The sequence below is a fragment of the Acinetobacter sp. RW6 genome (genome assembly GCF_041956835.1).
Taxonomy (GTDB): Bacteria; Pseudomonadota; Gammaproteobacteria; order Pseudomonadales; family Moraxellaceae; genus Acinetobacter; species Acinetobacter calcoaceticus.
In genome coordinates this window covers 3,057,280-3,084,023 of the sequence record NZ_CP167121.1, presented here as the reverse complement: position 1 = coordinate 3,084,023, position 26,744 = coordinate 3,057,280, and the positions used below count along the sequence as shown (strand labels likewise).

General features: G+C 41.2%; 23 protein-coding genes and 3 tRNA genes. 9 read left to right on the top strand and 17 right to left on the bottom strand.

Going from position 1 to position 26,744, the window contains the following annotated elements; all coding sequences use genetic code 11:
- Position 1 precedes the first annotated feature (1 nt).
- Genes ACB088_RS14570 through pilB form a run of 3 tightly spaced genes read right to left on the bottom strand, consistent with a single transcriptional unit; the run spans position 2 to position 3,828 of the window.
- Complete coding sequence (locus tag ACB088_RS14570) at positions 2 to 862, bottom strand: prepilin peptidase (RefSeq protein WP_375037298.1); 861 nt, start codon at positions 860 to 862, stop codon at positions 2 to 4.
- Positions 862 to 2,088, bottom strand: a complete 1,227-nt coding sequence (locus ACB088_RS14565) for a type II secretion system F family protein (protein WP_198496440.1) — start codon at positions 2,086 to 2,088, stop codon at positions 862 to 864. Before ACB088_RS14565 ends, ACB088_RS14570 begins: the two co-directional genes overlap by 1 nt.
- A 27-nt stretch (positions 2,089 to 2,115) precedes the next feature.
- A complete protein-coding gene (gene pilB, locus ACB088_RS14560; protein ID WP_375037297.1) occupies positions 2,116 to 3,828 on the bottom strand; it encodes a type IV-A pilus assembly ATPase PilB in 1,713 nt (570 codons plus the stop codon).
- A 291-nt stretch (positions 3,829 to 4,119) separates the two neighbouring features.
- Here pilB and tpiA point away from each other — a divergent pair, with 291 nt between their 5' ends.
- The 9 genes from tpiA (at position 4,120) to ACB088_RS14515 (ending at position 11,053) form a co-directional block, all read left to right on the top strand.
- On the top strand, positions 4,120 to 4,914 hold the full coding sequence (tpiA, locus tag ACB088_RS14555; RefSeq protein ID WP_003654580.1) for a triose-phosphate isomerase: 795 nt from the start codon (positions 4,120 to 4,122) through the stop codon (positions 4,912 to 4,914).
- Positions 4,915 to 4,926: 12 nt separating this feature from the next.
- Positions 4,927 to 5,256, top strand: a complete 330-nt coding sequence (gene secG, locus ACB088_RS14550) for a preprotein translocase subunit SecG (protein ID WP_092710024.1) — start codon at positions 4,927 to 4,929, stop codon at positions 5,254 to 5,256.
- A gap of 56 nt (positions 5,257 to 5,312) precedes the next feature.
- A tRNA-Leu gene (locus ACB088_RS14545) sits at positions 5,313 to 5,397 on the top strand.
- 40 nt (positions 5,398 to 5,437) lie between these two features.
- Positions 5,438 to 5,514: transfer RNA gene (locus ACB088_RS14540), tRNA-Met, on the top strand.
- Between the two features lie 89 nt (positions 5,515 to 5,603).
- Positions 5,604 to 5,680: transfer RNA gene (locus tag ACB088_RS14535), tRNA-Met, on the top strand.
- Between the two features lie 215 nt (positions 5,681 to 5,895).
- A complete protein-coding gene (gene rimP, locus ACB088_RS14530; RefSeq protein ID WP_375037296.1) occupies positions 5,896 to 6,420 on the top strand; it encodes a ribosome maturation factor RimP in 525 nt (174 codons plus the stop codon).
- Between the two features lie 37 nt (positions 6,421 to 6,457).
- Positions 6,458 to 7,942, top strand: a complete 1,485-nt coding sequence (gene nusA / locus ACB088_RS14525) for a transcription termination factor NusA (protein WP_003654584.1) — start codon at positions 6,458 to 6,460, stop codon at positions 7,940 to 7,942.
- A 10-nt stretch (positions 7,943 to 7,952) separates the two neighbouring features.
- Positions 7,953 to 10,652 (top strand): translation initiation factor IF-2, encoded by a 2,700-nt coding sequence (gene infB / locus ACB088_RS14520; RefSeq protein ID WP_198496444.1) that lies wholly within the window; start codon positions 7,953 to 7,955, stop codon positions 10,650 to 10,652.
- Positions 10,652 to 11,053: a ribosome-binding factor A gene (locus tag ACB088_RS14515; RefSeq protein ID WP_003654587.1), complete on the top strand. Its 402-nt coding sequence runs from the start codon at positions 10,652 to 10,654 to the stop codon at positions 11,051 to 11,053. Before infB ends, ACB088_RS14515 begins: the two co-directional genes overlap by 1 nt.
- Before the next feature lie 60 nt (positions 11,054 to 11,113).
- Here the strand turns inward: ACB088_RS14515 and ACB088_RS14510 are convergent, their stop codons facing one another.
- From ACB088_RS14510 to ubiE, 14 genes are all read right to left on the bottom strand, one after another.
- Entirely contained in the window at positions 11,114 to 11,518 is a 405-nt protein-coding gene (locus tag ACB088_RS14510) for a Na+/H+ antiporter subunit G (RefSeq protein ID WP_005037179.1), read from the bottom strand.
- Positions 11,519 to 11,530: 12 nt separating this feature from the next.
- On the bottom strand, positions 11,531 to 11,806 hold the full coding sequence (locus ACB088_RS14505; RefSeq protein WP_005037177.1) for a monovalent cation/H+ antiporter subunit F: 276 nt from the start codon (positions 11,804 to 11,806) through the stop codon (positions 11,531 to 11,533).
- Entirely contained in the window at positions 11,803 to 12,330 is a 528-nt protein-coding gene (locus ACB088_RS14500; protein ID WP_005037176.1) for a Na+/H+ antiporter subunit E, read from the bottom strand. Before ACB088_RS14500 ends, ACB088_RS14505 begins: the two co-directional genes overlap by 4 nt.
- A 2-nt stretch (positions 12,331 to 12,332) precedes the next feature.
- Positions 12,333 to 14,144 (bottom strand): monovalent cation/H+ antiporter subunit D, encoded by a 1,812-nt coding sequence (locus ACB088_RS14495; RefSeq protein ID WP_375037295.1) that lies wholly within the window; start codon positions 14,142 to 14,144, stop codon positions 12,333 to 12,335.
- On the bottom strand, positions 14,144 to 14,512 hold the full coding sequence (locus tag ACB088_RS14490; protein WP_005037171.1) for a Na+/H+ antiporter subunit C: 369 nt from the start codon (positions 14,510 to 14,512) through the stop codon (positions 14,144 to 14,146). Before ACB088_RS14490 ends, ACB088_RS14495 begins: the two co-directional genes overlap by 1 nt.
- The gene (locus ACB088_RS14485; RefSeq protein ID WP_375037294.1) at positions 14,509 to 17,361 is read right to left on the bottom strand and encodes a monovalent cation/H+ antiporter subunit A; all 2,853 of its coding nucleotides are present in this window, start codon (positions 17,359 to 17,361) and stop codon (positions 14,509 to 14,511) included. The genes ACB088_RS14490 and ACB088_RS14485 overlap by 4 nt, the downstream gene beginning before the upstream one ends.
- A gap of 314 nt (positions 17,362 to 17,675) precedes the next feature.
- Positions 17,676 to 19,067 carry an AAA family ATPase gene (locus tag ACB088_RS14480; protein ID WP_375037293.1) on the bottom strand — a complete coding sequence of 464 codons (1,392 nt, stop codon included), beginning with the start codon at positions 19,065 to 19,067 and terminating at the stop codon, positions 17,676 to 17,678.
- Between the two features lie 23 nt (positions 19,068 to 19,090).
- Positions 19,091 to 20,593 (bottom strand): UvrD-helicase domain-containing protein, encoded by a 1,503-nt coding sequence (locus tag ACB088_RS14475; RefSeq protein ID WP_375037292.1) that lies wholly within the window; start codon positions 20,591 to 20,593, stop codon positions 19,091 to 19,093.
- Positions 20,594 to 20,602: 9 nt separating this feature from the next.
- Entirely contained in the window at positions 20,603 to 21,376 is a 774-nt protein-coding gene (gene hisIE, locus ACB088_RS14470) for a bifunctional phosphoribosyl-AMP cyclohydrolase/phosphoribosyl-ATP diphosphatase HisIE (RefSeq protein WP_005037164.1), read from the bottom strand.
- Positions 21,377 to 21,538: 162 nt separating this feature from the next.
- The gene (locus ACB088_RS14465; RefSeq protein WP_375037291.1) at positions 21,539 to 21,937 is read right to left on the bottom strand and encodes a VOC family protein; all 399 of its coding nucleotides are present in this window, start codon (positions 21,935 to 21,937) and stop codon (positions 21,539 to 21,541) included.
- Positions 21,938 to 21,963: 26 nt separating this feature from the next.
- A complete protein-coding gene (locus ACB088_RS14460; protein ID WP_375037290.1) occupies positions 21,964 to 23,277 on the bottom strand; it encodes an FAD-dependent oxidoreductase in 1,314 nt (437 codons plus the stop codon).
- A gap of 125 nt (positions 23,278 to 23,402) precedes the next feature.
- Positions 23,403 to 25,022 carry an AarF/UbiB family protein gene (locus ACB088_RS14455; protein WP_209831464.1) on the bottom strand — a complete coding sequence of 540 codons (1,620 nt, stop codon included), beginning with the start codon at positions 25,020 to 25,022 and terminating at the stop codon, positions 23,403 to 23,405.
- Between the two features lie 12 nt (positions 25,023 to 25,034).
- Positions 25,035 to 25,703: an SCP2 domain-containing protein gene (locus tag ACB088_RS14450; RefSeq protein WP_375037289.1), complete on the bottom strand. Its 669-nt coding sequence runs from the start codon at positions 25,701 to 25,703 to the stop codon at positions 25,035 to 25,037.
- A gap of 11 nt (positions 25,704 to 25,714) precedes the next feature.
- A complete protein-coding gene (gene ubiE, locus ACB088_RS14445) occupies positions 25,715 to 26,662 on the bottom strand; it encodes a bifunctional demethylmenaquinone methyltransferase/2-methoxy-6-polyprenyl-1,4-benzoquinol methylase UbiE (RefSeq protein ID WP_004640878.1) in 948 nt (315 codons plus the stop codon).
- Between the last annotated feature and the right edge of the window lie 82 nt (positions 26,663 to 26,744).

Sequence of the window (26,744 nt, the reverse complement as noted above, 5' to 3'; positions counted from 1 at the left end):
CTTAACCTCCCAAATAGATTTTCATAATTTGGTCACCCCATAAAAAGGCAACCCAGCCAGCAATGGCAATATACGGCCCAAAGGCAAAGGGCTGATTGTCATTGCGTAATTTTAGTAAAATGATGCCAATAATTGCACCTAGTAAAGATGACAATAGCACAATTAATGGCAGCATCAATGGCCCCATCCATGCACCTAATGCCGCAAGCAACTTAAAGTCGCCGTAGCCCATGCCTTCTTTGCCGGTAATTACTTTAAATAGGTAATACACAATCCACAGGCATAAAAAACCAATTAAGTAACCCCAAATGGCTGAGGTGGGTGTGGTGTAGATGCTAAAGGTATTAATGCCTAAACCCAGTGCGGCCAAAGGTAAGGTAAAACGGTCGGGTAGCAGCTGAGTATCAAAATCAATAAATGTTAAAGCAATTAAAACCCAAGTCAGGACTAGTCCAAAAAGCATTTGTATGGTTGGGCCAAACACCATGACCACAACCAGTGAACATGCCATTGTTAATAGTTCGATGGCTGGGTAGCGCATGCTAATTGCGTGCTCACAATGCCCACATTTACCTTTTAAAACCAGCCAACTTATGACAGGAATATTTTGATACCAGCGAATGGTCTGGTGACATTGGGGGCATGATGAAGCAGGCTTACTTAATGTCAGTTTTTCATGATCAATGATTGGTTGTTCAGGATCGAGTAGCATTTGACATTCTTGGTGCCAATCTTGTTCCATCATTTTTGGGGTGCGATAAATCACCACATTCAAAAAGCTACCAATACACAGGCTCAATAGTGCAACTGCAATATAAAGTGCAGTTAAGTTTTGAATAAAATAAGCAATAATTTCTTGCATTACACGACTGAGCCCATTTGGAAAATTGGAAGATACATAGCAATAACCAGACCGCCTACAAGTACCCCTAAGATTGCCATAATTAAAGGTTCCATCATTGAAGTTAAGCCATCAACGGCATTATCAACTTCATTTTCATAGTAGGTGGCAACTTTATCTAGCATGCTGTCTAGTGCACCAGATTCTTCACCAATTGCGACCATTTGTATAGCCATAGATGGAAAACGATTTGAAACGCGCATCGCAAATTGGAGTTGTTGACCTGTTGCAACATCTTCACGAATTTTCATTACAGCTTGTTCATAAATAACATTATTGGTTGCACCAGCTGTTGATTCAAGTGCATCAATGAGCGGAACACCTGCTGCAAAAGTGGTTGCTAAAGTACGGCTGTAGCGGGCAATAATCGCCTTGTAAACAAGATCACCAAAGATAGGCAACTTAAGCGTGAGTTTGTCTAAGCCATCACGGAATTTTTTACTGCGCTTTTTAGCTTCCATAAAAGCAGCAATAATTGCACCAATTACAATAATCATAATGAACCAGTATTCCTGCATCCATTTCGACATATTTACGACCATTTGTGTAAACGCAGGCAAATCTGCGCCAAAGGAAGAAAACAGGTCTTGGAAGACAGGAACTACTTTAACCATCAAAATAATGGTAACAACTACAGCAACTACAATAACCGTTGCTGGGTACTTCATGGCTTTCTTGATTTTCTGCTTGAGCAATTCACTTTTTTCTTTGTAAATTGCCACACGATCTAGCATGGTTTCAAGCGCACCAGATTGTTCGCCAGACTCTACAAGAGAACAAAACAGTTTGTCGAAGTGCTGAGGATACTTTCTTAAAGCTGAGGCAAAAGTACCGCCACCTTCAACTTCACCTTTAATACCGAGCACCACCTCGCGCATCGCTGGGTTTTCTAAACCTTCCGCCACAATTTCAAAGCCTTGTACCAGTGGAACACCAGCTTTCATCATGGTTGCAAGTTGTCGTGTGAAAATCGTGATATCGAGCGTTGATACTTTTTTCTTAAATAAACCTTCAAGAATATTTTTACGCTTTTCCCGAATATTACGGACTGTTACACCTTGTTTGCGTAGGGTGACTTTAGCTAAAGCCATATTTTTAGCTGGAAGTTCCCCCTTAATTTTTACGCCTTTACGGTCAACCCCTTCATAAGCAAAAGTCGGCATCAATTGTGCCTTTTTGACAGTCATGACATTATCCTTATTTTAAATTGTCTTTTATTCACTGGTCACGCGGTTGACTTCTTGTAAAGAAGTAACACCTTGCATGACTTTCTTTAAACCTGAGCGACGCAGATTACTAAACCCCAATTTTTCAGAAGCAGCAGCGATTTCTAAAGCATTGCCATCTTCCATAATAATCTTGGAAATCTCAGGTGTGACTTTCATTACCTCATAAATACCTACTCGACCTTTGTAACCCTCACGACATTCAGGACAACCGACCGGTTGAAAAACTTGAAAATCGGGATGTGTTAGATCTTGTTCTGTAAAACCCATTTCTAATAGGCTTTGTTTAGGAATGTCACTAGGCAGCTTACATTGAGGGCATAATCGACGTGCCAAACGTTGAGCAATAACCAAATTGACCGATGTCGCAATATTAAAAGATGGAACTCCCATATTGCGTAGACGAGTAAGTGTTTCAGGGGCACTGTTAGTATGTAGTGTGGACATTACCATATGGCCCGTCTGAGCAGCTTTAATCGCGATTTCAGCTGTTTCTAAATCACGAATCTCACCGACCATAATAATGTCAGGGTCCTGACGTAAAAATGATTTAAGCGCAGCCGAAAAAGTAAGACCTACTTTAGGGTTCACGTTAACCTGATTAATACCTTCAAGGTTAATTTCGACTGGATCTTCGGCAGTAGAAATATTGGAGCTTTCAGTATTTAAAATGTTGAGGCCTGTATATAAGGATACTGTTTTACCAGAACCTGTAGGACCAGTAATTAAAAGCATACCTTGTGGCTTATCTAATGCTTCCATAAAGAGTGCTTTTTGATCTTCTTCATATCCTAGAGCATCAATTCCCAGCATGGCACTAGATGGATCGAGAATACGTAGAACTAGCTTTTCACCAAATAAAGTCGGAAGAGAGTTCACACGAAAATCAATTGCTTTAGATTTCGATAGCTTGAGTTTGATACGACCATCTTGAGGGACACGCTTTTCAGAAATGTCCATTTGAGACATCACTTTTAAGCGTGAAGCCAAACGGTTAGCCAGTTGCAAAGGCGGATTTGCAATCTGACGCAAAACGCCATCGACCCGATAACGGACCCGATACGATTTCTCATAGGGTTCGAAATGCAAGTCTGAAGCCCCCATACGAATCGCATCTATTAATAACTTGTTAACATATTTAACAATAGGTGCTTCATCGCCCTGAGGAGTGTCATCATCCTCTTCTGGGGCGGTTGAAGTATCAAGATCTACATCAAGATCAAACTCTTCATCACTAAACTCGAAACTACTTTCTTCAGTAAATTGCTGCGCCAGAATTTTCTCAAGTTTATGGTGCTCGACAATAACCGGTTCAACCATAAGCTTGCTGTTGAAGCGAATAGCATCAATAGCTTCAATGTTACTAGGATTACTGATTGCAACATATAAAATCTGTCCTCTTTGTACGAGAGGCAAGATCCGATGTTTTAAAATCAGTTTCTGGTCGACCAAATCTTTAGGAATCTGGCTGGTATCGTAAACATCCAGATCAAAATATGGTTCAGCAAATTCAATAGAAATTGTTTCAGCTAATAAAGAAGGGGAGAGATGAACCTCTTCAATCAGGTACGAAACTGTATCCTGTTTAGCTCTTTTTGCTGCATCTAATGCTGTTTGCATGGTCGCTGCCGACACATGTTTTTCTTCGACTAATCGTCGAAAAAACCCCGAAAATTTTGGAGATGTATGTATGACTGACATCTGCCTACCTGTGCTCATATGTTTATAATTGGTATATAAAAAATTATACTTTTGTTATCTAAAATTACTACCTGAGAAAATGATGCTCTGGTCTTGATCCGCTTATCAAAGCTTGAACCAGTCGAAGTTTTTATTCATTAATTTTTAAAAGCTAAGGCTTTAGGCTCAATAAAGTTTTATTACTGTTTTCAAATAGTAGAAAAGATATGAGCAAAGCCGTTAAAGAAAAGTATCTGAAATTTGTAGAAATGCGTGTAGAATGTGCTGCATTTTTGATGAAAGGTGAGCCGTATGTCGGGTTCGACGATTACGCCTTGGGTAGTTGGCAACTGGAAAATGAACCCAATGCGTGCCAATGCCAAACAACTTATAGAAGAATTTAAACAACTATTGCAACAAAACCAAATTGCAGATGAAAGCTGCCATGTCGGGGTTGCTCCAGTTTCTATTGCACTTGCAATGGTACAAACACAATTGCAAGATGCTGCAAGAACAGTATATACAGTTGCACAAGATGTATCGCGTGTAGCAGGTACAGGCGCCTATACTGGTGAAGTCAGTGCAGAATTATTAAAAGATAGCCAAATTAATTTTGTATTGGTGGGTCACTCTGAACGCCGTGATTTATTAGGTGATAACGTTGAAATTTTGAAGGCAAAACTCCAAAATTCTTTAAATGCAGGCTTAACTGTCATTTATTGTGTGGGTGAAAGTCTCGAACAGCGTGAACAAGATTTGGCAGAGCAGGTTGTATTGCAACAAATCTGTGATATAGCTCCTGTAGTTACAGCAGAACAATGGCAAAAGCAAATTGTAATTGCTTATGAGCCAATCTGGGCAATTGGTACAGGTAAAACTGCTTCACCACAAGATGCACAGGCAATGCATGCTAAAATCCGTGAAGGTTTAAGTCAGATTACCTCAGCGGGTCCAGACATTGCGATTTTATATGGCGGTAGTGTAAAAGCTGAAAATGCAGTCGAGTTGGCAGCATGTCCAGATATTAATGGCGCGTTGGTTGGAGGTGCTTCGTTAAATGCAGCATCTTTTTATCAAATCGTAGAAGCCTTTGCACAAAGTAAATAACGAGGATAGGGTATGCACTCTTTTGTACTGATCGTACATATTATTTTAGCGGTACTGATGATTGGCTTGATTCTAGTGCAACACGGTAAAGGTGCGGATGCGGGTGCCTCTTTTGGCGGCGGCGGAGCAGCCACTGTATTTGGTGCATCGGGTTCAGCTAACTTCCTTACTCGCCTTACTGCTGTGTTAACAGCCTTGTTTTTTGTGACTAGTTTAACCCTAGCTGTTTTTGCGAAAAAGCAAACTACAGAGGCTTATAGTCTAAAAACTGTACAAACTACTGCGCCAACACCAAGCACATTGCCTGAAACTTCGCCAACTGCACCAAAAACGAGTCAATAATTCGAAATAGGGCTTTCCTTTTGTGGTGGGAAGCACTAGAATGCGTCCCACAAGCTGCGGTGGTGGTGGAATTGGTAGACACGCTACCTTGAGGTGGTAGTGCCTTCGGGCGTGGGGGTTCAAGTCCCCCCTTCCGCACCAGCTTTTAACCAGAAAGTTGATGCGTGTGGTTTGTTTTTGTTGCGGGATGGAGCAGTCTGGTAGCTCGTCGGGCTCATAACCCGAAGGTCGTTGGTTCAAATCCAGCTCCCGCTACCAATTTGATTAAGGTGCAACTTAATCAGGCAAATATCTAGTAAGTTTACATTGACTTTATTTGATATTTGTATATAATTTTTGCACGTTGTTGCGGGATGGAGCAGTCTGGTAGCTCGTCGGGCTCATAACCCGAAGGTCGTTGGTTCAAATCCAGCTCCCGCTACCAAGTTTCTTAAAAGAGGCTCACAAACAAGTGGGCCTTTTTGCACAGTGGACTATTGTTTTCTGTGCAAGACAGGGGCGATTAACGCCCTTTTTTATTGGTTATCGTATCGCTATCGTGTAGTTTCGACATCAATTGGTCAAATAGTCATGCTTCACTATAGTAGGTCTGTGTCGGTTAAAACAACCGATTGAATCGCACGAGAATGACGAGAGTAAATGAAATTATCAAATAAATCCCAAGCATTGCATGACTTAATTGTTCCTGCAGTACAAGCATGTGGTGTCGACCTTTGGGGAATCGAGTTTCTCCCACAAGGCAAACGTTCATTATTGCGTATTTATATCGACAAAGCGGTAAGTGAAGATGCTGAGCCTGTACTTGATGAAGATGGCGAAGTAGAACAAGGCCGTGGTATTGGTGTACAAGATTGTGTGCGTGTAACACAACAAGTCGGCGCAATGCTGGATGTTCATGATCCAATTTCAGGTGAGTATTCATTAGAAGTTTCTTCCCCGGGCTGGGATCGTCCATTTTTTCAACTAGAACAGTTACAAGGCTACATTGGACAACAAATTGCTTTGCGTTTGATTGCAGCAGTAGAAAACCGTCGTAAATTTCAAGCAAAACTTATCTTAGTAGACCTTGAAAATGAAGAAATTCAGGTTGAAGTTGATGGGCAGCACGTGCTTGAGATCGACAGCAACAATATCGATAAAGCAAACTTGATCTATCAAGATTAAATTTATTTAAATTTTATAAGAAATCGGTAGGTGACTTATGGGCCGCGAAATTCTTACCGTTGTTGAAACGGTTAGTAATGAAAAAGGTGTTAGTCGTGAAGCGATCTTCGAGGCTTTAGAACAAGCTCTAGTTGCCGCAACGAAGAAAAGATTTTACGAAGGTACGCATGCTGAAGAAGCTCAGCTTCGTGTAGAAATTGATCGTAAAACTGGTGATTACAGTACGTTCCGTCAATGGACTGTTGTGGCAGATGAAGATCATGAAATGCCAGCTTGCCAAGATGCGATTTCTGACCTTGACCCATCTAAATGGTCAATTGGTGATGTACGTGAACTCGAAGTAGAATCTATTGAGTTTGGTCGTATCGCTGCACAAATTGCAAAACAAGTTATTGTACAAAAAATTCGTGAAGCTGAGCGTGCTTTAGTTGCTGATGCATACGAGTCTAAAGTTGGTGAGTTGATTTACGGTGAAGTGAAAAAACAAACCAAAGATGGCTTTATTATCGATTTAGGCGACAACGCAGAAGCTTATCTTGCGCGCGAAGAAATGATTCCTAAAGAAATTCTTCGCCCGAAACAACGTATGAACGCTATTTTATACAATGTGAACCGTGAAGGTCGTGGCGCTCAGTTGTTGTTATCACGCGCTAAGCCTGAAATGTTAATTGCTTTAATGAAAAAAGAAATTCCTGAGATTTCTGAAGAAATTATTGAAATTAAAGCAGCGGCACGTCAACCAGGCGTTCGTGCTAAAATTGCAGTGAAAACAAATGACCATCGTATTGACCCTGTCGGTGCATGTATTGGTATGCGTGGTACGCGTATTCAAGCAGTACAACAAGAGTTAAACGGTGAACGTATTGATGTAGTGGTCTGGTCTGATGATCCAGCTCAGTACATTGCAAGTGCATTAGAACCAGCTGATGTTTCAGGCATCGTGCTTGATGAAGATGCAAGAAGTGCCGATATTATTTTTGCAACCAGCGATCAATTGGCTCGTGCGATTGGCTCACAAGGCCAGAACGTTCGCTTAGCTTCTGATTTAACTGGCTACAAACTCGACATGATGCTTGAAGAAGAGTATCGTGCTCGTCAGCAAAATGAAGCTCAGCAATATCTTGACATGTTTGTATCACGTCTCGATATTGAAGAAGATTTAGCAATGGCATTAGTGGAAATGGGCTTTACCTCTTTAGAAGAGATTGCTTATGTTCCAGCTGAAACTTTTGACGAAATTGAGCTTGATGCTGAATTGGTTGAGTTATTGCAAAGTCGTGCAAAAGAAGCAGCACTTACTGATGCTTTGAAACAGCAAGAAAATATTCAAGAACCGAGCGCAGACCTTCTAACTATGGAAGGCATGACTTCTGAGATCGCTTACTCGCTTGCCGCGCGCGGTATTATTACTGTCGACGATTTGGCAGATCAGGCTACTGATGATATCTCTGATATTGAAGGTCTTGATCATGAAAAAGCAGGTCAATTGATCATGAAAGCTCGCGAATCATGGTTTAACTAGGAGATGAAATATGACGGACAAGTCGATTAAAGAGTTAGCTCTCAGTGTAGAACGTCCTGTTGAGAAGCTCCTAGAACAGGCTCGTGAAGCAGGTTTGCCTCAACGTACAGCAGACGATATTATTACCACTGAACAACAGGATACTTTAGTCAATCATTTGAAAAAAGTGCATGGTCAGGAAAGTGGTAACACAGGAAAAATTGCGTTGAAACGTAAAACAACCAGTACCGCTAAAGTTGCAAGTACTTCAGGTAAAGCAAAAACAATTAACGTAGAAGTACGTAAAAAACAGGTTTTTGCTAAACCAAACCCTGAACAAATTGCAGCTGAAGCTAAAGCACGTGCAGAAGCTGAAGCTAAAACACGTGTAGAACAGCAAACGCGTGACACTGCACAGCAAAACGCGCGTCTTCAAACAGAGCAAAAAGCAAAAGCAACTTTAGATGCTATGCGTGTTGCTCATCAACAAGATAGCGCTGCACAGACAGCTCCTAAAGCTGCTGTAGTCGTGAAAAGACGTGGTGGTGGTACAGTAAAACCTGCACCAAAACCAGCAGAAACATTAGAGCAAAAGAAAGCGCGTGAAGCACAAACAGCTCAGTTAAAAGCGACTGAAGAAGCTGCGCGTCGTAAAGCGGCTGAAGAAGCTCAGCAACGTACACTTGAACAAATGCGCAAAATGGCGTCTAAGTATTCAAATGACGAAGCTACTACGACAATTCGTGTGATTGATGATTCTCCACTTGCTTCAGGTCTAGTTGGCCAGGCTTATGAAGATTCATTTAAGCAAGAAGACCGTGAAATTAAACGCGGTGGCGCAACCACTAACCCACGTGCGGGTAAAAAAGGTGGTCGTCGTGGTCAAGAAGAGCAAAGCTTTGTTAACCATAACAAACGCGGTTTAAAATCAAGCCAAGCAAATAAGCATGGATTTGAAAAGCCAGTTAAAAAGCAAGTTTATGATGTAGAAATCGGTTCAAGCATTGTTGTTGCCGATCTTGCTCAAAAAATGGCGATTAAAGTACGTGAAGTTATCAAATCACTTATGAAAATGGGTGAGTTGGTTAATCAAGAACAAGCTATTGATCAAGATATAGCAGCACTTGTTGTTGAAGAAATGGGCCATAACCCTGTTTTAGTTTCTGATACACAAGCGGAAGATAACTTGCTTGAAGCGGCTGAAGAAGCACGTGGTGAGCAAACAACTCGTCCGCCAGTTGTTACCATTATGGGTCACGTTGACCATGGTAAAACATCATTGCTTGACCGTATCCGTCGTTCGAAAGTAGCGGCAGGCGAAGCAGGTGGTATTACCCAGCATATTGGTGCATATCACGTTGAAACAGACAAAGGAATCATTACATTCCTTGATACACCGGGACATGCTGCGTTTACTTCAATGCGTGCACGTGGTGCTAAAGCAACGGATATCGTTGTATTGGTTGTTGCAGCAGATGACGGTGTAATGCCACAAACTGCAGAAGCAATTGACCATGCGCGCGCAGCAGGTACTCCAATTATTGTTGCAATCAACAAAATGGATAAAGAATCTGCTGATGTAGACCGTGTGTTAAATGAATTAACAACGAAACAAATCGTTCCAGAAGAATGGGGTGGTGATGTTCCGATTGCTAAGGTTTCTGCGCACAGTGGACAAGGAATTGATGAACTTCTTGATTTAATTCTTATTCAATCAGAATTGATGGAATTAAAAGCATCTGCTGAAGGTGCTGCGCAAGGTGTTGTTATTGAAGCGCGTGTTGATAAAGGCCGTGGTGCAGTAACTTCTATTCTTGTTCAAAACGGTACATTAAACATTGGTGACCTTGTTCTTGCAGGTTCATCATACGGTCGTGTCCGTGCAATGTCTGATGAAAATGGTAAGCCTATTAAATCAGCAGGACCATCTATTCCAGTAGAAATTCTGGGTCTTCCAGATGCTCCAATGGCAGGTGATGAAGTTCTTGTTGTAAATGACGAGAAGAAAGCACGTGAAGTTGCTGATGCTCGTGCTGACCGTGAACGTCAAAAACGTATTGATCGTCAAAGCGCAATGCGTCTTGAAAATATCATGTCGTCAATGGGCAAAAAAGATGTTCCTACAGTGAACGTTGTTTTAAGAACTGACGTACGTGGTACTTTAGAAGCATTGAATGCAGCTTTACATGAATTATCTACTGATGAAGTAAAAGTTCGTGTAATTAGTTCGGGTGTTGGTGCGATTACTGAGTCTGATGTGATTCTTGCTGAATCTTCAGAAGCTGTATTGTTGGGCTTTAACGTTCGTGCCGATACGACTGCTCGTCAGAGAAGTGACCAAGATGGTATCGATATTCGTTACTACAGCATCATCTATGAATTGATTGATGATGTGAAAGATGCCATGAGTGGTAAACTTGCTCCTGAACATCGTGAAACTATCTTGGGTGTTGCTGAAGTACGTGAAGTATTCCACTCAAGTAAGTTTGGTGCAGCAGCAGGCTGTATGGTACTTGAAGGTGTATTGCATCGTAATAAACCGATTCGCGTATTACGTGATGACGTGGTTGTGTTCCAAGGTGAGCTTGAATCTCTTCGTCGCTATAAAGAAGTGGTTGAAGAAGTTCGTGCCGGTATGGAATGTGGTCTTGCGGTGAAAGGTTATAAAGACATCAAAGTGAAAGATAAGATCGAAGTCTATGATGTTCAATTGATTAAACGGAGTCTTTAATGGCGGGTAGCCAACGCTTAAAGCGCATGGCGGATTCAGTACAACGTGAGTTGTCTGAGCTGATCCGTCAGGAGCTTAAAGATCCTCGCTTAGGTGGTCTAGTGACCATCTCTGCGGTGAAAGTTAGTGCAGATATGGGTTATGCTGAAGTTTATGTCACTGTAATGGGACGTGAGCTTGGTGATGAGCAAAGTGAAGCAGCAAATAAAGAAACTTTAGACGTATTAAATAAAGCTTCTGGTTTCTTGCGTCATGAATTGAGCCGTCGTATCAAGACACGTATTACGCCAAGATTGCGTTTCCATTATGATAAGACTAATGCGTATGGTAACTATATGTTTGGTCTGATCGAGAAAGCGGTAAATGATTTACCGAAACGCGAGTCAGATGACGAACAGTAATATAAATTAAAAATAAAAAAGCCACCTTTGGGTGGCTTTTTTATTGGTTGGTTTTTTCGCCTACTCTTTAGGAGGGTCCATAGGAGGTTTATTTTGCGAGAAACGCTGTCCAATTTTATAACGATCCCAAGGCAAAGGGCGTTCAATTGCTTCAGGAACTTCTCCACTAAGCGAGCGCAAACGTAAATGTAGCGCAGCTTGAGCAATTAAATTTGCTGAAACCGGTGCGGTAATAAAAGCTAAAAGTGTGATCAGTAGCTCGGCAAAACCAAAACGGCCTTGAAAAGCAAAAAAGATCATGGAAGCAATCAAGAAGCTGCCTAATCCTAACGTACTTGATTTTGTGGGTGCATGTAAGCGCATGAATAAGTCAGGTAAGCGGACCATACCAATTGAGCCGACTAACATAAAGAAAGCGCCAAAAACCAGAAAGACCGAAACAATAATTTCCATTACAAACTGCATTTTGATCTCTCCTTAATCGACAACATGACCGGTTGTGAAGTAACGAGCTAAAGCTGCTGTAGACACAAAGCCTAGCATAGCAACCAGTAGCGCTCCTTCAAATAAAGAGGTGGTCATCCAGTAAATGCCTAGCACAACAATGAGGCAAGTTGCATTTAAGAAAAGAGTATCGAGTGCTAAAAGTCGATCTACAATTGATGGACCGATTACCATTCGGAAAAGACAAAGTAGCATAGAGATTGTAATGGCAATTAAGCTAATACCTAGAGCATAGGGTAGGATTGTCATACACTTGCCTCCGTTTCGCTTTTTACATCAAAAATTTCCATAAGTGGAATTTCATAACGTTGTTTGATGTCTTGAATGTCAGATTCGGTATCATCCGTGCTCAAGGCGTGAACCAAAATATCTCCACGTTCCTGATCAATACCAGCAGAGACAGTACCTGGCGTTGTCGTAATGATCATTGCCAGTAAGGTATTGACCTGCTCATGTTCTGTTTCTAGTGGCACACGATACCATTTAGGATGTAAATTTTTGGTAGGTCCTAAAACGAGCTTTGCTACTCGAAAGTTAGAAATCACAATATCCCAAAGAACTACAAAGCATAATTTAACAGCAGGTTTCCAGTGAATATGTGGTGTGCGGGTAATAAACGGTTTGACTAAACGAGGAATGATCAAGCCTAAAAGCACAGCCGTCAAAAGATCACTGGCATCAAGACTATGTGACAGCATCAGCCAAAATAAAATGATAAGAACGGAAACAAATGGATGTGGAAACCAGCGTTCAAGCAAATGAGATAACTGCATTGTTATGGCTCCATAGGTTTCAATTGACTTTCATCAACAATGGTAGGCGTTTGTAGTTTGTCCTGTTGCTGAATTTGTCGATGTTTATATTCTGAAATATGTTCACCATTAAAGGTATCTTTCGAAATAATATCAGGAATGAGGTAAGCATTATGATCTTCAACTTCACCCCCATATTTAGTTTCTGGTAGGTAAGCGGGATCAAATGGTTGCACGCTGATAAATTCACCATTTTGATCTACTTTAAGAATAGTACGTTGGTAAAGCGCATGGTCTTGGATCTGCTGGGCAGTACTTAATGTGTAATGCTGAATAGGTGCAGCAAATACGACAAAAGCCATTAAGCCAACAAGTAACACATAGATGACTTTATCATTACGTGGTGGTGCTCGTTCTGGTAAGGCTTGATAAAGAATATAAGCGGGATGGATTGGATCTTGTTCAGGAGGTGTTGCTCGCCAGAACAAGATAAAACCAACACGTGTTAGGGCAATAATACTTAATAGGCTTACAACAAGCACAACACCAATAATCCAGCCTTGGTAGCTGGTTTCAACTGTCGCTTGCAAAATAAATACTTTTCCAAGGAAACCACTAAAAGGTGGTAAACCCGCGAGCATCATGGCAATCAAGAAATAAGTCAGCATAGCCGCTTTTTCTTGTTTGATTCTTGGGGCAACTTTTAAATGATCTTTAAAATCTCCACGTTGTGAGGTTATCCATCCACAAAATAGATAAAAAGCTGCTCCAATCAGTGTACTGTGCACTAAGTAATATAATGCGCCAGACCATGCTTGTGTATTCGACATGGCAATTGCCGTGAGCAAGGTGCCAATTGAAGAAAGCACCATAAACCCGACAAAGCGACGTAATCGATCTGCTCCAATTGCTCCAATCACACCATAGAGTGATGTAATTAAACCAATAGGAAGTAACCAGCTTTTTAAGATTTCTTGACTAAGCGCATCGTCAAATACAGTTCCATTCACACGCAAAATCGAATATATACCGACCTTGGTCATAATGGTGAAAATTGCAGCTACAGGCGTACTTGCAATAGCATAAGTTTTTGGTAGCCAAAAACCTACAGGAAGCATGGCTGCTTTAATGCCAAACACTACAAATAAAAGTAAGGCACCTGCTACGGCTAATTTATGTTGATCTGCTTCGAGTGTGGGGATAAGACGTGAAACATCCACCATGTTGAGGCTACCCACACTACCATAAATCATACCAAGGCCAATTAAGAATAGGGCAGAGGCTAATAGATTGATAATGACGTAGTGAACACCTAGCTGAAAGCGTGGCTTGCCTTGTCCATGTAAAAGCAGAACATACGAAGCCATCAACAAAATTTCAAAAAAGACGAAAAGGTTAAATAAATCGCCTGTTAAAAATGCTCCGCAGATACCCATTAACAAGAAATGAACCATGGCATGGAAATAGCGACCACGGGTATCCCAATTGTCGCTTGCATACCATAAAACCGGCACTGCTAATGCATAGGTCAGTACCAGCATAAAAGCAGAAAGACGATCTAATACGAGTACAATGCCAAACGGTGCTGACCATTCACTGAGTTGGTAAATGGTAATCTGGCCAGTGCTGGCAAAGCTCAGATAAACAATTGCGGTAATTAATCCTGCAATTGCGGAAACAAGACTAATGCCACGACGCCATGGCTGTCGCCAATCATTGTTTAAAGCACCAGCTCCCGGGTTGCCGAGCAGTAATAATATAAAAGCAGTAAATGCCGGGATGAGAATGCTAAAAATAGGCGCATGTTCTTGCCAGAAAGATAAAAAATCAAACATTACGGCTCATCCTCGCGTGGGTCGTATGTTGGAGAGATGTCTTCTTTAGCATCAACATGATCACTACCTGACTCATAACGGCTACGCAGCGCCAGTTGTACAATAAAAGCGGTGGTTGCAAAACCGATCACAATAGCTGTTAATACCAGCGCTTGAGGAAGTGGATCGGTTATTTTTGTTGTTTCAGTTAAAATTGCTTGTGAGCTGATTTGTAATCGGCCCATAGCAAATAAAAATAGGTTTACAGCATAGCCAATTACAGCTAACCCAAGCACGACAGGGAAAGTACGAGCACGTAAAATCAGATAAATACCTGTGGCAACAAGTAAACCAATAGCAGAAGCCAATAAGAATTCTAAACTGATCATGATGATTCCTCCCTATGTGGTACTACAGGACCAGACATACTTGAGTGGCGAGAGTCTCCCAATACAGAGATGAGCAACATCGTTGCACCAACAACGGTGATATAAACGCCTAAGTCAAAACTTGCAGCTGAAGCCAAATGTAGTTTTCCTAAAATTGGTAATTCAACATACACGTGCGCGCTGGTAAGGAATGGGCGTAACCAGAACCATGCAGCTACACCAGTAAGCCCAGCAATTGTTAAACCTGAACCAATCCAGACTTCGTAAAGACGCCCTGATTTTGCTTTGAGTAATTGTTCAGTTTGGTCTTGACCTAGGGCAATATATTGGATGATTAACGCCATTGAGGTGATTAGACCTGCAATGAAGCCACCGCCTGGATAGTTATGGCCGCGCATAAAGATATAAACACTCACGACAAGCGCTAATGGCAATACCCAAGAGGCTGTAATACGGAACATGAGCGGAGATGGATTAAAACGGTAGGTGAGACCTTGGGTCATGGTTGTACCATGTACACGCATGCCATCCATGAGGCAAAGTGAACCAATAGCCGCAATTCCTAGTACCGTAATTTCACCAAAGGTATCGAAACCACGGAAGTCAACTAAAATGACATTTACAATATTTGAACCACCACCGAGTGGTAAAGATTGTTGGGCAAAGAACCATGAAATCGAATTATGATCACGGGTTAAAATCAGCCACGTAATCCAGCCTATCCCTAAGCCTCCAACAATCGCTAAAGCGGCATCTCTTAAACGTCTTGAGCGCAGAGATTCATAAGGCGTTAGCTGTGGAAGTAAAGACAAACTCATTAATAAAAGAACAGTGGTTACAACATCCACAGTAATTTGGGTCAATGCCAAATCTGGAGCTGACATGGTGACAAATACCATCGTTACAACCAGACCAATTGCACCACTAATGAGGACTGCTTTAATACGTTCATGGTGGAACCATAGCATCATCCAGCAACCCGAGAATAAGGTCAGCCAGAGAACGATGGCAATCCATGGGGCATGAGTGAGTTCACGTGTGCCTGTGGTGAGCCCTTGATTAAGTAGCGGCATGGTGACCATGATGATGCTAAAAGCAATGATCAAGAACAAGTAACTTTGCAATGAGCCATTTTCAGTTTTTTGTTTGATTTTTCGGCTGGTGAGCAACAGGTGTTTTAAAAATAAATCAAATAAAATACGACCTTGTAATCTGCCAAGACGTGGGTCAAGGTCAATTTTACGAATCATGCCATCTTTTGCCAAAGCAAAATAGAAGAGTGTGCCACCCACTAAAGCAATAATACTCATCACGAGAGGAGCATTGAATCCGTGCCAGATTGCAAGATGAGTTCCTACAAATTCTGGTTGCATCAAGCTTGCTCTTGTTACGCTATTGACCAGTGGTTCTACCAATAAAGAAGGTAGAATTCCAACCAAGATACATAGCACAGCAAGAAGAATGGCTGGCGAACGCATGCCGATCGGGGGTTCATGTGCATTTTTATTTGGAACTTGTTTACCAATTGGGCCGTCAAAAAACACACCATGCACTAAGCGAATTGAATAACTTACTGCAAAGATACCAGCCAGAGTTGCAATAATGCTGGCAAAGATAACCGTTGAACCTGAAAGATTCGCCAATAGCTCGGTAAAGAACATCTCTTTAGAAATAAAGCCATTGGTGAGTGGTACCCCTGCCATAGAAGCAGCGGTGATCATGGTTAATGTGGCTGTAAAAGGAAGTAATTGCCAAATACCACTGAGTTTTCGAAGATCACGTGTACCAGTTTCATGATCAATAATCCCTGCAAGCATAAACAGAGCTGCTTTAAATGTCGCATGGTTAATAATATGAAAAATGGCAGCAGCAACTGCTAAAGGCGAACCGATACCTAGCAAACAGACAATAAGACCTAAATGGCTAATTGTTGAATACGCCAGTAGCCCTTTTAAGTCTTCTTTGAAAATGGCAAAACATGCGGCCATACAAAGTGTAAATAGGCCGACAAACGTCACGATATTGTGATAGATCGCAGCGCCTACAAAAATTGGCAATAAGCGGGCAAGTAGAAAGATCCCGGCTTTTACCATGGTTGCAGAGTGTAGGTAGGCAGACACCGGAGTGGGCGCAGCCATTGCATTGGGTAACCAAAAATGAAATGGAAACTGAGCACTCTTCGTAAATGCACCAAGCAAAATAAGCAATAACATTGGAATAAATAGGGAATGGGCTTGAATGGCATCTTTCATACCCATGATGTCATTAATTTCATAGGTTCCAGTGATTTGTCCTAATAGAACAAATCCACCCAATAACGCCAAACCGCCCATCCCTGTAATGGTGAGTGCCATTCGAGAGCCGCGTTGAGCAGCTTCATAATGACTCCAGTAACCCACTAATAAAAAAGATGAAATACTGGTGAGCTCCCAAAAGACTAATAAAATAATAAGATTATTAGAGAGCGAAATACCCAGCATTGCTGCCATAAACAGCATGAGTAAAGCATATAGTTTGCTTAAAGAATTTTTAGGGCCAAGATAGTAATAGGCGTATATATAAATGAGGGTACCGATACCGGTAATAAGTAGAGAAAATAGTAAACCAAGAGCATCGAGTCTGAAGCTTAGATTAATTCCTAATTGAGGTAACCAATCCCAGCTCTGTTGAATGCTTGCACCACCAAGCACAGTTTTTGCTTGAGCCAGTAATAAACCAAAACTGGTTAAACTGACTCCGATTGCCCCTAAAGCCGTTACTCCACGCGAGAACCGTTGAAGCAATGAAACAAGGGTGGTGCCTAATATTAACGGTAATAAGATAATTATCGGTAGCACACTCGTATCCATATGTGATTTAGGCCGAGACCTAAAAGTGAAATTTTAATTTCAGAACAGATAGGAATTCAAAGAGATTTCCAAGGCTTGTATTCTGAAAGCCCAACCAAATTAGAAAAATAAAGCGAGAAACAAGTTGTATTGCGCAACTTGAAGAATAAAAACGCAAAATGAAATTTATTGTACACTAAAAAAGCAGTAAAAATCTGATGTTATTACATGTAGTAACAACATCTAGTGATTTTAGAGCCTAAAAATCCTGCTTAAACTCTATATTGTGTGAGGCCGAATTTCACTATAAAAATAGAGTAAATGGGTCATAAAATTTAAACAGAAGGGCTTTCTTCTGGTGTGTCGCCAGCATGAATCATGCGGAGCAATTCATTTTTTTGTTGCTCATTTAGATTTTGGATTTGCTGAAATAAAACACCAATTTGTGCTGGAGATGGTGTTGGATCAATTAAGCTAAGAGGTTGTGCCTCTATAGACTGCGTTAATGGTTCGCTTCTTTGTAGCAATGTATAGATGTTTTCAAGCTGTTGCTTGGTTGTATTTAAATCAAGATGGCTAACTTTACCATTTTCTAATTTTAAACATTGATAGTTGGAAGCATGTTCAAGTAATTCCTCACGACTTCCTGTTGCAATAATTTGTAAGCGTGGGAATGCCTGATGAAGCCGATTCAAGATTTCTGTGCAATGTGTGGAGTCGAGCTGTGCATCAATCTGATCAATCAATAAAACCCCGTCACCTTCGAGGCAAGGATTTAAACTTAAGGGATTAAGTAAACAGAGTCTACGGGCTACATCGCCTACCAACGCAATCCAAGTTTTTGTGGTGTTGGAAAGCTGCTGAAACGGTAGGGTTTGACCTTCATAGTCAACCATGAGCTGGAGCCGAGGTTGATATTGCAAATATAGGTCTTTAAGTTCAGGCAGAACAATATTTAATGCATTTTTCAGTGCATAGAGATTCGGGGAGGTGAGCTGTTTAGGCTGCCCTGATAACTCTTTTTGAAGCTCATTTAATAGTTCCGTCTGGTCTTGCTGATCTGATTGTTTAGAAATAATACGTTGTACGAGATGTGCAGCTTGAGCATTTTCTATATCGCTAATTTCACGTAGCCATTCAAAAAAACGGGTAAATGTTGTAAATGGCAGTGGGCTAATGTCATAGGCTGAAATCGATTGAGTAATGCCGGGTAAATTTTTATTCAGCAGATTAATATCATTTACAAATCGCTCGGCTGGGTAGTAAGCGACTAAGGGCAATCCTTGTAGTGGATCTTTTTTTGTGACTTGCTGATAAAGGGCCATAGTTTGATCAAGTTGCTGCGTTTCAACTTGGCTTATCCCAATACCACTTGAATTTAGAGTTTTAAAAAGTTTCCAGCTACACAGAGAAGAATCCACCTGTTGGGCAGAGGTAGATTCTGGTAAATGACCAATTTCTGCTGGAACTTGAATGGTCACTTCGATTCTTGATTGTAGGCGCGACTGAGTAATGTCTTGATCAGGCATGACAATACCAGGGCTACGTAAATCTTTAAGACGGGCAGGGAACCAAGTTAAAGCATGGTAAGTATGTTTGAGTAACATACTTTTACCAGTTGCTTGTTCACCTAAAATTAAGGTAATAGGCTGTTTTTCATATTGAAACTGTATTTTAAGATCTTGAAATAAAGCAATATGTTTAAATTGGATCGATTCAAGTTTCATAGGCTCACCTAAGTATGAGCGCTTCAACCAACCGATTGACGAAGACTTAAAGGCGCCCTTAGTTTTAATTGTTGTATCAGATCATAAAGATGATGGATATTTAAACTTACTTTAGCACGAGTACAGGCAACGTAAAGTAATCTTAACTCTTCATCTGTAATCTTGTGTTCTAAGCCATTAATTTTAAATTGATAGTCATCTTCAATATGAACGCGGTTCCATTCTAACCCTTTCGCTTTGTGGGCTGTAGAGATGACATAATCAGCTTGCTCAATGGGTGTAATCTTTGCAAGTGCTTTCTTTAATGGGTCAGTCCCGTGATCATCAACCAATTTAACCAAAGGTTTAATGTCACTACCTTCATTGGTTTCACAGTATTCATGAACATCATGCCATGAATTGAACCATGCTAACTCAGGAACATCGGTGACACGTTTGCCTTGTTTCAAGAGGCTTGCAGCATCTACAAAACGGTTTAGTTTTTGATGGTCTGCTTGCAAACTTACCTTATCGCCATGAACTAAACCTGCCAACAAAAGTTCCATTGCACGGGCATTAGTGCGACATAAAATTGCGTCACGCATTTTAGTGTGAGGTTTATTAACTACACTTGATTTCTGGTTCGGATTGCCAAGTAGAGGAACAGTCTCATTTAAGCCACCCAGTAACGCATTGGCAACGTCAGCAATTGTTTCACCAAAACGAAAAGACGTGGTTAGACGAGATTCAGGTAATGGTAATTGCTGCATAGCATTAATTGCGCCACGCCATGCATAAATTTGCTGATGAGCATCGCCCACATAAATGACCTGCGTATTTTTTTGTCGAAGCAAAATACCCAGCATTAAAGGGTCGGCATCTTGTGCTTCATCAAATAACACATAATCACTAGGAATGTTCGGTTCAGATAATGCCCAAAGTTTAAGGTAAATATCATGGCCAATTCCGGCTTGATGATTCGAGTCAATCGACTCTAGCCAACGACGTTCTACAGCAGGATAAAGATGCTTTTGTAATTCGATAATATCATCTGGATGTAACCAATTCGGTGCTTGAATATGGCGAGGTGCAGGGTATTGAGAACTCGTTGAACAGAAGTAACCTACCGCATTTGCGACAAGACTCGCTAGTCGGCTTGGCATTAAGACATATTTCTCGTAACGCCCACCCATCATGCGTCGTAAAGTAATCGGCTCTAGTCGATATTCTTTAGCAATAAAACTTGGACTTAAGCGCGGTAGACGTAATTTGTCAGTTACGCCACGTGGCACGCTACGAAAAGCAAGTGAGTGAAAAGTACGGCAGTCGACATTGCGATGAAATTTGTTTTGGGCTTCACCAGCAATCGCTTTATTAAATGCCAAATACATACCGCGCCGCTCAGGCATGGCATCGCTAATCATTTGTAAAGTAGTAGTTTTACCTGTACCTGCATAGGCAATCACTTTAAATGATTGCCCAAGACGTGCGTTGTCTATGGCAATCGCTTGCTCATAGGTAGCTTTAGGTTTTTCAATATTCGACACTGAGTGATTTTATACCTTGTTGCGGTTAGCTTTTTCAACTAAACCAGATAAACCCTGACGACGAGCTAATTCGTCAATAATAAGTTGTGGATTAAGATCGAAATAACCCAACATGACAATAGTATGGAACCATAAATCGGCTGTTTCATAAACGAGATCGTTTAAGTGAGCTTCTGAATCTTGAACTGCAAAATCTTTAGCAGCAATAATGGTTTCTACACTTTCTTCGCCGACTTTTTCTAAAATTTTATTGATGCCTTTTTTATAGAGGCTGGCAACATAAGAGGTATCTGCTTCCGCTTGCTTCCGCTCTTGCATCAATTGACCTAAATGAGCAAGTACATCAACTTGTTCAGTGGTATGGGCATGATCGTGAGCTTCTGTTTTAGCATTTTCACCGTAAATTGCAGTAGGGTCTTTTAACTGTGCATCGACAATTTCCCAACCTTGTGGGGTAAGTTTACGGTAGAAACAAGACTCACGACCTGTATGACATGCAATACCGCCGTGCTGTTCAATTTGTAACACAATGACATCGGCATCGCAGTCCAGACGAATTTCATAAACTGTTTGGAAATGGCCTGATTCTTCACCCTTGTGCCAGAGTTTTTGGCGAGAGCGAGAGAAGTAAACAGCCTGATTTTTTTCCGCTGTTAGCGCGAGTGCTTCACGGTTCATCCACGCCACCATCAAAATGCGTCCGGTTTGATGATGTTGAGCAATGGCAGGGATAAGACCTTGTTCGTTAAATTTTACTTCATCGAGCCATTGCGTGTTATTCATGAGGAATCACCAAAGAAATATGAACTATAAATTGATTTAAGTCAGATGCTAAAAAATAGCTTGTATAGTGTACGGCATGAACGTCACTTTGCGGAAAAATTCTTTACGCTTTTTCTCTGTGTCAGGCTAACAAACAGCTTACTCTCATTACTTGTCAGTACGTTATTTAGATATTTCTGAAGTGAGAATATTGGAAATCTCAATCAAATTTTGATCTGGATCACGTATATAAACTGAGAGAATAGGGTGCATTGCACCAGTACGTTCAACGGGGCCTTCTTCAATTTGAATATTTAACTTATTAAGGTGTGTAACGACCTCTGAAATTGGTGTTTCTGAAATAAAACACAGATCAGCAGATCCAGAAGTTGGATGTAATGCCTTTGGTTCAAATTCTTTGCCTAGTTGATGCAAATTAATTTTTTGACGCCCAAACTTTAAGGCTTTTCTATCACCTTTAAACGTAATGACCTCAAACCCTAATACTGTTTGATAGAAATTACAGGTGTTTTCAATATCTGCAACGGTTAAAACGAGATGATCAAGGTGGCTGATTTTCATATATAACTCGCTATTCTTTTGTGAGGTTAATAGTCGGGAAGAGATTCACTTTTTGAATTAAGTACATTTTCTTTTTCGCAATATTGAGCAATTTTCTGATAATCGAGTTGTTGAAATAGACCTGTTTTTAAGCCAGAAACTGTGATTGCCATTTCTTTTCGAAAATAAGGGATCTGATACATCCAAGGGAAAATGAGATCTCTTACACCTCCCGCCCACCAATGGTCAGATTGATAAAGTGGTGTTAATAAGCGACTGAGGAATTGATAAAACTGGGTGGAAGAGCGACGATGTTGATGATAGTGCTGCCAGAGTAGTGACCAGTCAATATTTTGGTTCTTTTGGGCAAGTTGCAATGATTGAGAAAAAGCCCAAGCATCCAATAAAGCCATATTTGCGCCTTGTCCCAGTTGAGGGCTCATAGCATGAGCAGCATCACCAATAACACCAATTCGGCCTTGTCCAAATTGAGTCATCACCACATCACGGTATTGGGCAGATAGCCATTTAGGTTGAATTTGATTGTTGTACAAAATCTGTTGTAACCATTCTGCTACATCAGGCCAGCGCTCTGAAACTTGGTTTAACCAAGTCTGTTTTGACTGCTCGTCTTTCAAAAATGTAGATAATTGTGCAGTAGGTAGGCTCCAAAATACACTCGCAAGTCGTTGCTCGGGTGCAGAAGGGATTGCCCCTGTAGGTAAAATCCCCATCATGATTTTAGAGCGATCATAAAATTGATGCAGAATTTGGGGATTCAGTGCTAAACATTCAGGCACGATACTCCAAGCAGCACCCCATGGATAAGCTTGATCGACTTTTACCCATGCTTTTGGTCGCAATTGACTACGAGCGCCATTGGCAATTAAGACCGCATCAAAGCAATCATCAAACTTTTGGTTGTGATTAAAGCCAAAGACCCGAATTTCATTAGGGTGTTCTTCAAGTCTTTCAATTATGTGGCTCATACGCCAAGTAATGTGACTTGAATATTGAGAAAGTTTTTGAGTAAGAACGTGACATAAAGTAGAACGGTGAATACCTAAACCATAAAGATTTGTTGAAGCTTCATGATAGTGACTATTTACTAAAAGGCGTTTATCAGGAAGTTGCCCTTCTAAACCTGTGACTTTTGCACCTAGTGTTAAGGCTTCATCAATTACACCAAGATGTTCAAATACGGCTAACCCTGCAGGCTGTAGTAAAAGACCTGCACCTACCGGAGATAATTCATCAACTTGTTCAAAAATAGTCACATTATTGCCTTCGCGGGCGAGCAAAATCGCAGTTGCTAAACCTGCTGTACCAGCACCGATAATGGCAAAATGAGGTGTTTTCATTGTTTATTCTTTTGAAGTATTTATAGGTTCAATTTAACAATGAACTTATCACTGATCTAGAAAAATTTTTTAAAATTAAATTATTGTCATAGAAAAATCCCTTGCGATTGCAAGGGATTTAAATGTTATTTCATCACTCGCCAAAGTGCTAATAAGCTACTCAGCACAATCAAAATAACCGAAACGAACCACGGACTAATAATAGCGATGGTTAGTAAAATCAGCATAGTACTGCCGAACATCCAGCTACGGCGCTGTTGATGTTCCATTTGCAAACGAAGTTGCTGCATTTCGCGTAACTGACGGTCTTGCCAAGCAGACTGATTTTTTAAACCATTTAAACTATCAACAATTAAGCTTGGGAAATCTTGAGCACCTAAAAGCAGGTCAGGTAGTTGCTGTCCTAACTCTTTTATATTTTTGACTGGGTTCATGTTGGCTTTGACCCATTCAGTCAAAATGGGTTTTGCCAATTTCCAGATGTCGAGCTGCGGATAAAGATCGGTACCTAGACCTTCGACATGCACTAAAGTCTTTAGCAATAGCATGAGTTGTGGTGGAATCTCTAAATGGAAGCGACGGGCAATATCCATCACTTGAATCAAGATGCCAGCAAAATCCAGTTGATCCATTGGTTTGGATACCATTGGCCCAACAGTACGACGCATTTCACGTGATAACGCATCTTGGTCTGTACCCGGTGGAATCCAGCCAGCTTGATGCACAATTTGAATGAGCTGCATAAAGTTGCTGTTCATTACAGCAAGCAACATGCGGGCAATCGTCATCTGGTCATGCTTAGATAACTCACCCATAATCGCACAGTCCAACGCAATAAAGCGTGGATTGCTTGGGTTAATTGTTTCTACAAAGACATTGCCGGGGTGCATATCGGCATGGAAAAAGTTATCGCGGAATACTTGCGTGAAGAAAATGGTTAATCCTTTTTCTGCAAGTTGTGCGCGGTCCATGCCTAGACGGTCAAAAGTCGCCGTATCTGAAATAGGAACACCTGTAATACGCTCTGCCACCATGACATCTTTTGTGTCCATGTAGACTTCAGGCACATACATCATGGTTGAGCCAGTAAAATAGTGGCGCATACGACGGGTGTTATCTGCCTCAATACTCAAGTCCAGCTCGTTCAAAATGATCTGGCGGTAGTCTTGAATAATTTCAGTGAGATGCAACGCACGAGCAGCTTCAAGGCGGCTTTCTAGTGTGTTGCCTAACCATGCCAAAATCTCAAAGTCTTGCAAAATTTGGTTGCGAATGTCCGGGCGAGTCACCTTAATAACGACTTCACGGCCATCGTGCAAAGCAGCAGTATGAACTTGCGCAATTGACGCAGCAGCTAATGGCTGGTCATCAAAGCGAGCAAACAAGGTATTTACGTCAGCTTTTAACGAATCTTGAATACGTTGTTTGGCAACATTGCTATCAAAAGGTTTTACCTGATCTTGAAGTAAGACCAATTGAGCGAGTATTTCAGGTGGAATCAAATCACGTCGGGTTGACAGTAATTGCCCAAGCTTAATTGCAAGCGGCCCCATCTCTTCCAAAGCTTCTTTGAGCTTTAAAGGATTTTTACGTTCACGACTAGACCATGCGGCTGGGTGCATTTTAATAACACTTAATGCACGTTGAGCTTTAACTGGTAATTCATCCGCAGGGAACAACGTATCGAGTCTATAGTGCGCTGCAATACGCCAAAGTTCGAGTAAACGTGAAACGTGCGGAATCATATACAGTCTTACCTAGTCTTGAGAGGGTTGTAGTTGTGCGTTGAGTTGCTGCAATCTTGCTTCTAGACGGTCAATGTCTTGATTAAGCTTGCGCGTTGCTTGAGTTAAATCATCCATTTCCCAGCGAGGGGCAAATAGACCGCTATCTTCTTTTAATGCATCTTCAGCAAAAAATAGATGACTTTGAAGAGAGCGTTTTAAATGTTTTGGTGCAAGTTGAATCTTGCCAATTTCGTGTGCGAGTTGAGGACCCACCCATCTTGATAAGTGCGCAGCTAAATCTGGTTCAGCTTGTTGCATGATTTTTTGAATATCCTGTAACAGGTGATAATCACCTTGTAATGGGATATTGCCAATCTGATCTGGATCGCTGACCAATAGTTTGATCAGCTCAATGGCATCTTTAACATGCAAAGTTGCTGTAGCTTCAGAAATTTTGAATTGCTCATCAAAAGGGCGTTGTTCAAAAATAGAAGGCTTTTCACTGTGTCCTGTTGCGGTAGGTTCAAGACGTACTTTTTCTTGATCAAAGAATACATCGACAGAAAGTTGCGGACTGTCGATTACGACACGCAACATTTTGCCCTGTAACTGATTAAGCTGAATGCGAGTAACCGCATCCAGATCGATCAGATGATGAATGATACGTTCGACTGCACCGAGTGCCAGAATCGACCACATATCGTTAACCCTTACAGTTTGAAGCCACGGTGAACGGCAACGATACCAGCAGTAAGGTTGTGATAGTCACAGTTTTGGAAGCCAGCATTTTCCATCATACCTTTTAAGGTGCGTTGGTCTGGATGCATACGAATTGATTCAGCCAAATACTTATAACTCTCTGAATCATTGGCAACTAATTTACCCATAATCGGTAAAGCAGTGAATGAGTAGAGGTCATAAAGTTTTGAGAATGGCTCAAATACAGGCTTAGAAAACTCAAGAATAAGCAAACGACCGCCTGGCTTTAACACACGGAACATAGAAGCAAGTGCTGCATCTTTATCAGTCACGTTACGTAAGCCAAAACTAATGGTGAGTAGATCAAAGCTGTTATCTGCAAAAGGCTCTAAAGTTTCTGCATTGGCAAGTACGAAGTCGACATTGGTACAGCCTGCATCAATCAAACGGTCACGGCCTACGTTAAGCATTGACTCATTGATATCTGAAAGAACGACATGGCCTTGTGGACCAACTTCGCGGCTGAATACTTTTGCTAAGTCGCCTGTACCACCAGCAATGTCCAACACATGTTGACCACGGCGTACACCTGACATGTTAATTGCAAAGCGTTTCCAGAGGCGGTGAATACCAAATGACATCAAGTCATTCATCAAGTCATATTTGCTTGCAACCGAATGGAAAACTTCTGCAACTTTTTGAGCTTTATCTTCAGTTTTAACAGTCGAGAAACCAAAGTGTGTGGTTTCTCCCACGTTGCCAGTATTGCCAGCACCACGCGGTAAATTGTATTTCGGTACAGAACCGTTAACCGGTGTATCAGTTAAGGTTTGTTGTAAAGTTTGTTGTTGCCCTTGAGGGGTACCTTGCGGTAAAGGTGAGCTTAGGAATGGGCTAACTTTGTCTGAACTTTGTGCCTGCTCAGTTGGAGATGTTGGCTTTTGGTTTTCGTTAGACATATTGTCTCTCCTAGACTCAAACTCAAGTGAAACGGAATAAGTTCTGCATGATGACAGATTTTGTCTATTTTTACAGGCATCA

What these genes read in the sequence shown, in the direction of transcription:
- ACB088_RS14570 (WP_375037298.1), bottom strand. Translation starts at nt 862, where the DNA reads ATGCAAGAAATTATTGCTTATTTTATTCAAAACTTAACTGCACTTTAT.
- ACB088_RS14565 (WP_198496440.1), bottom strand. Translation starts at nt 2,088, where the DNA reads ATGACTGTCAAAAAGGCACAATTGATGCCGACTTTTGCTTATGAAGGG.
- pilB (WP_375037297.1), bottom strand. Translation starts at nt 3,828, where the DNA reads ATGTCAGTCATACATACATCTCCAAAATTTTCGGGGTTTTTTCGACGA.
- tpiA (WP_003654580.1), top strand. Translation starts at nt 4,120, where the DNA reads ATGTCGGGTTCGACGATTACGCCTTGGGTAGTTGGCAACTGGAAAATG.
- secG (WP_092710024.1), top strand. Translation starts at nt 4,927, where the DNA reads ATGCACTCTTTTGTACTGATCGTACATATTATTTTAGCGGTACTGATG.
- rimP (WP_375037296.1), top strand. Translation starts at nt 5,896, where the DNA reads ATGAAATTATCAAATAAATCCCAAGCATTGCATGACTTAATTGTTCCT.
- nusA (WP_003654584.1), top strand. Translation starts at nt 6,458, where the DNA reads ATGGGCCGCGAAATTCTTACCGTTGTTGAAACGGTTAGTAATGAAAAA.
- infB (WP_198496444.1), top strand. Translation starts at nt 7,953, where the DNA reads ATGACGGACAAGTCGATTAAAGAGTTAGCTCTCAGTGTAGAACGTCCT.
- ACB088_RS14515 (WP_003654587.1), top strand. Translation starts at nt 10,652, where the DNA reads ATGGCGGGTAGCCAACGCTTAAAGCGCATGGCGGATTCAGTACAACGT.
- ACB088_RS14510 (WP_005037179.1), bottom strand. Translation starts at nt 11,518, where the DNA reads ATGCAGTTTGTAATGGAAATTATTGTTTCGGTCTTTCTGGTTTTTGGC.
- ACB088_RS14505 (WP_005037177.1), bottom strand. Translation starts at nt 11,806, where the DNA reads ATGACAATCCTACCCTATGCTCTAGGTATTAGCTTAATTGCCATTACA.
- ACB088_RS14500 (WP_005037176.1), bottom strand. Translation starts at nt 12,330, where the DNA reads ATGCAGTTATCTCATTTGCTTGAACGCTGGTTTCCACATCCATTTGTT.
- ACB088_RS14495 (WP_375037295.1), bottom strand. Translation starts at nt 14,144, where the DNA reads ATGTTTGATTTTTTATCTTTCTGGCAAGAACATGCGCCTATTTTTAGC.
- ACB088_RS14490 (WP_005037171.1), bottom strand. Translation starts at nt 14,512, where the DNA reads ATGATCAGTTTAGAATTCTTATTGGCTTCTGCTATTGGTTTACTTGTT.
- ACB088_RS14485 (WP_375037294.1), bottom strand. Translation starts at nt 17,361, where the DNA reads ATGGATACGAGTGTGCTACCGATAATTATCTTATTACCGTTAATATTA.
- ACB088_RS14480 (WP_375037293.1), bottom strand. Translation starts at nt 19,067, where the DNA reads ATGAAACTTGAATCGATCCAATTTAAACATATTGCTTTATTTCAAGAT.
- hisIE (WP_005037164.1), bottom strand. Translation starts at nt 21,376, where the DNA reads ATGAATAACACGCAATGGCTCGATGAAGTAAAATTTAACGAACAAGGT.
- ACB088_RS14465 (WP_375037291.1), bottom strand. Translation starts at nt 21,937, where the DNA reads ATGAAAATCAGCCACCTTGATCATCTCGTTTTAACCGTTGCAGATATT.
- ACB088_RS14460 (WP_375037290.1), bottom strand. Translation starts at nt 23,277, where the DNA reads ATGAAAACACCTCATTTTGCCATTATCGGTGCTGGTACAGCAGGTTTA.
- ACB088_RS14455 (WP_209831464.1), bottom strand. Translation starts at nt 25,022, where the DNA reads ATGATTCCGCACGTTTCACGTTTACTCGAACTTTGGCGTATTGCAGCG.
- ACB088_RS14450 (WP_375037289.1), bottom strand. Translation starts at nt 25,703, where the DNA reads ATGTGGTCGATTCTGGCACTCGGTGCAGTCGAACGTATCATTCATCAT.
- ubiE (WP_004640878.1), bottom strand. Translation starts at nt 26,662, where the DNA reads ATGTCTAACGAAAACCAAAAGCCAACATCTCCAACTGAGCAGGCACAA.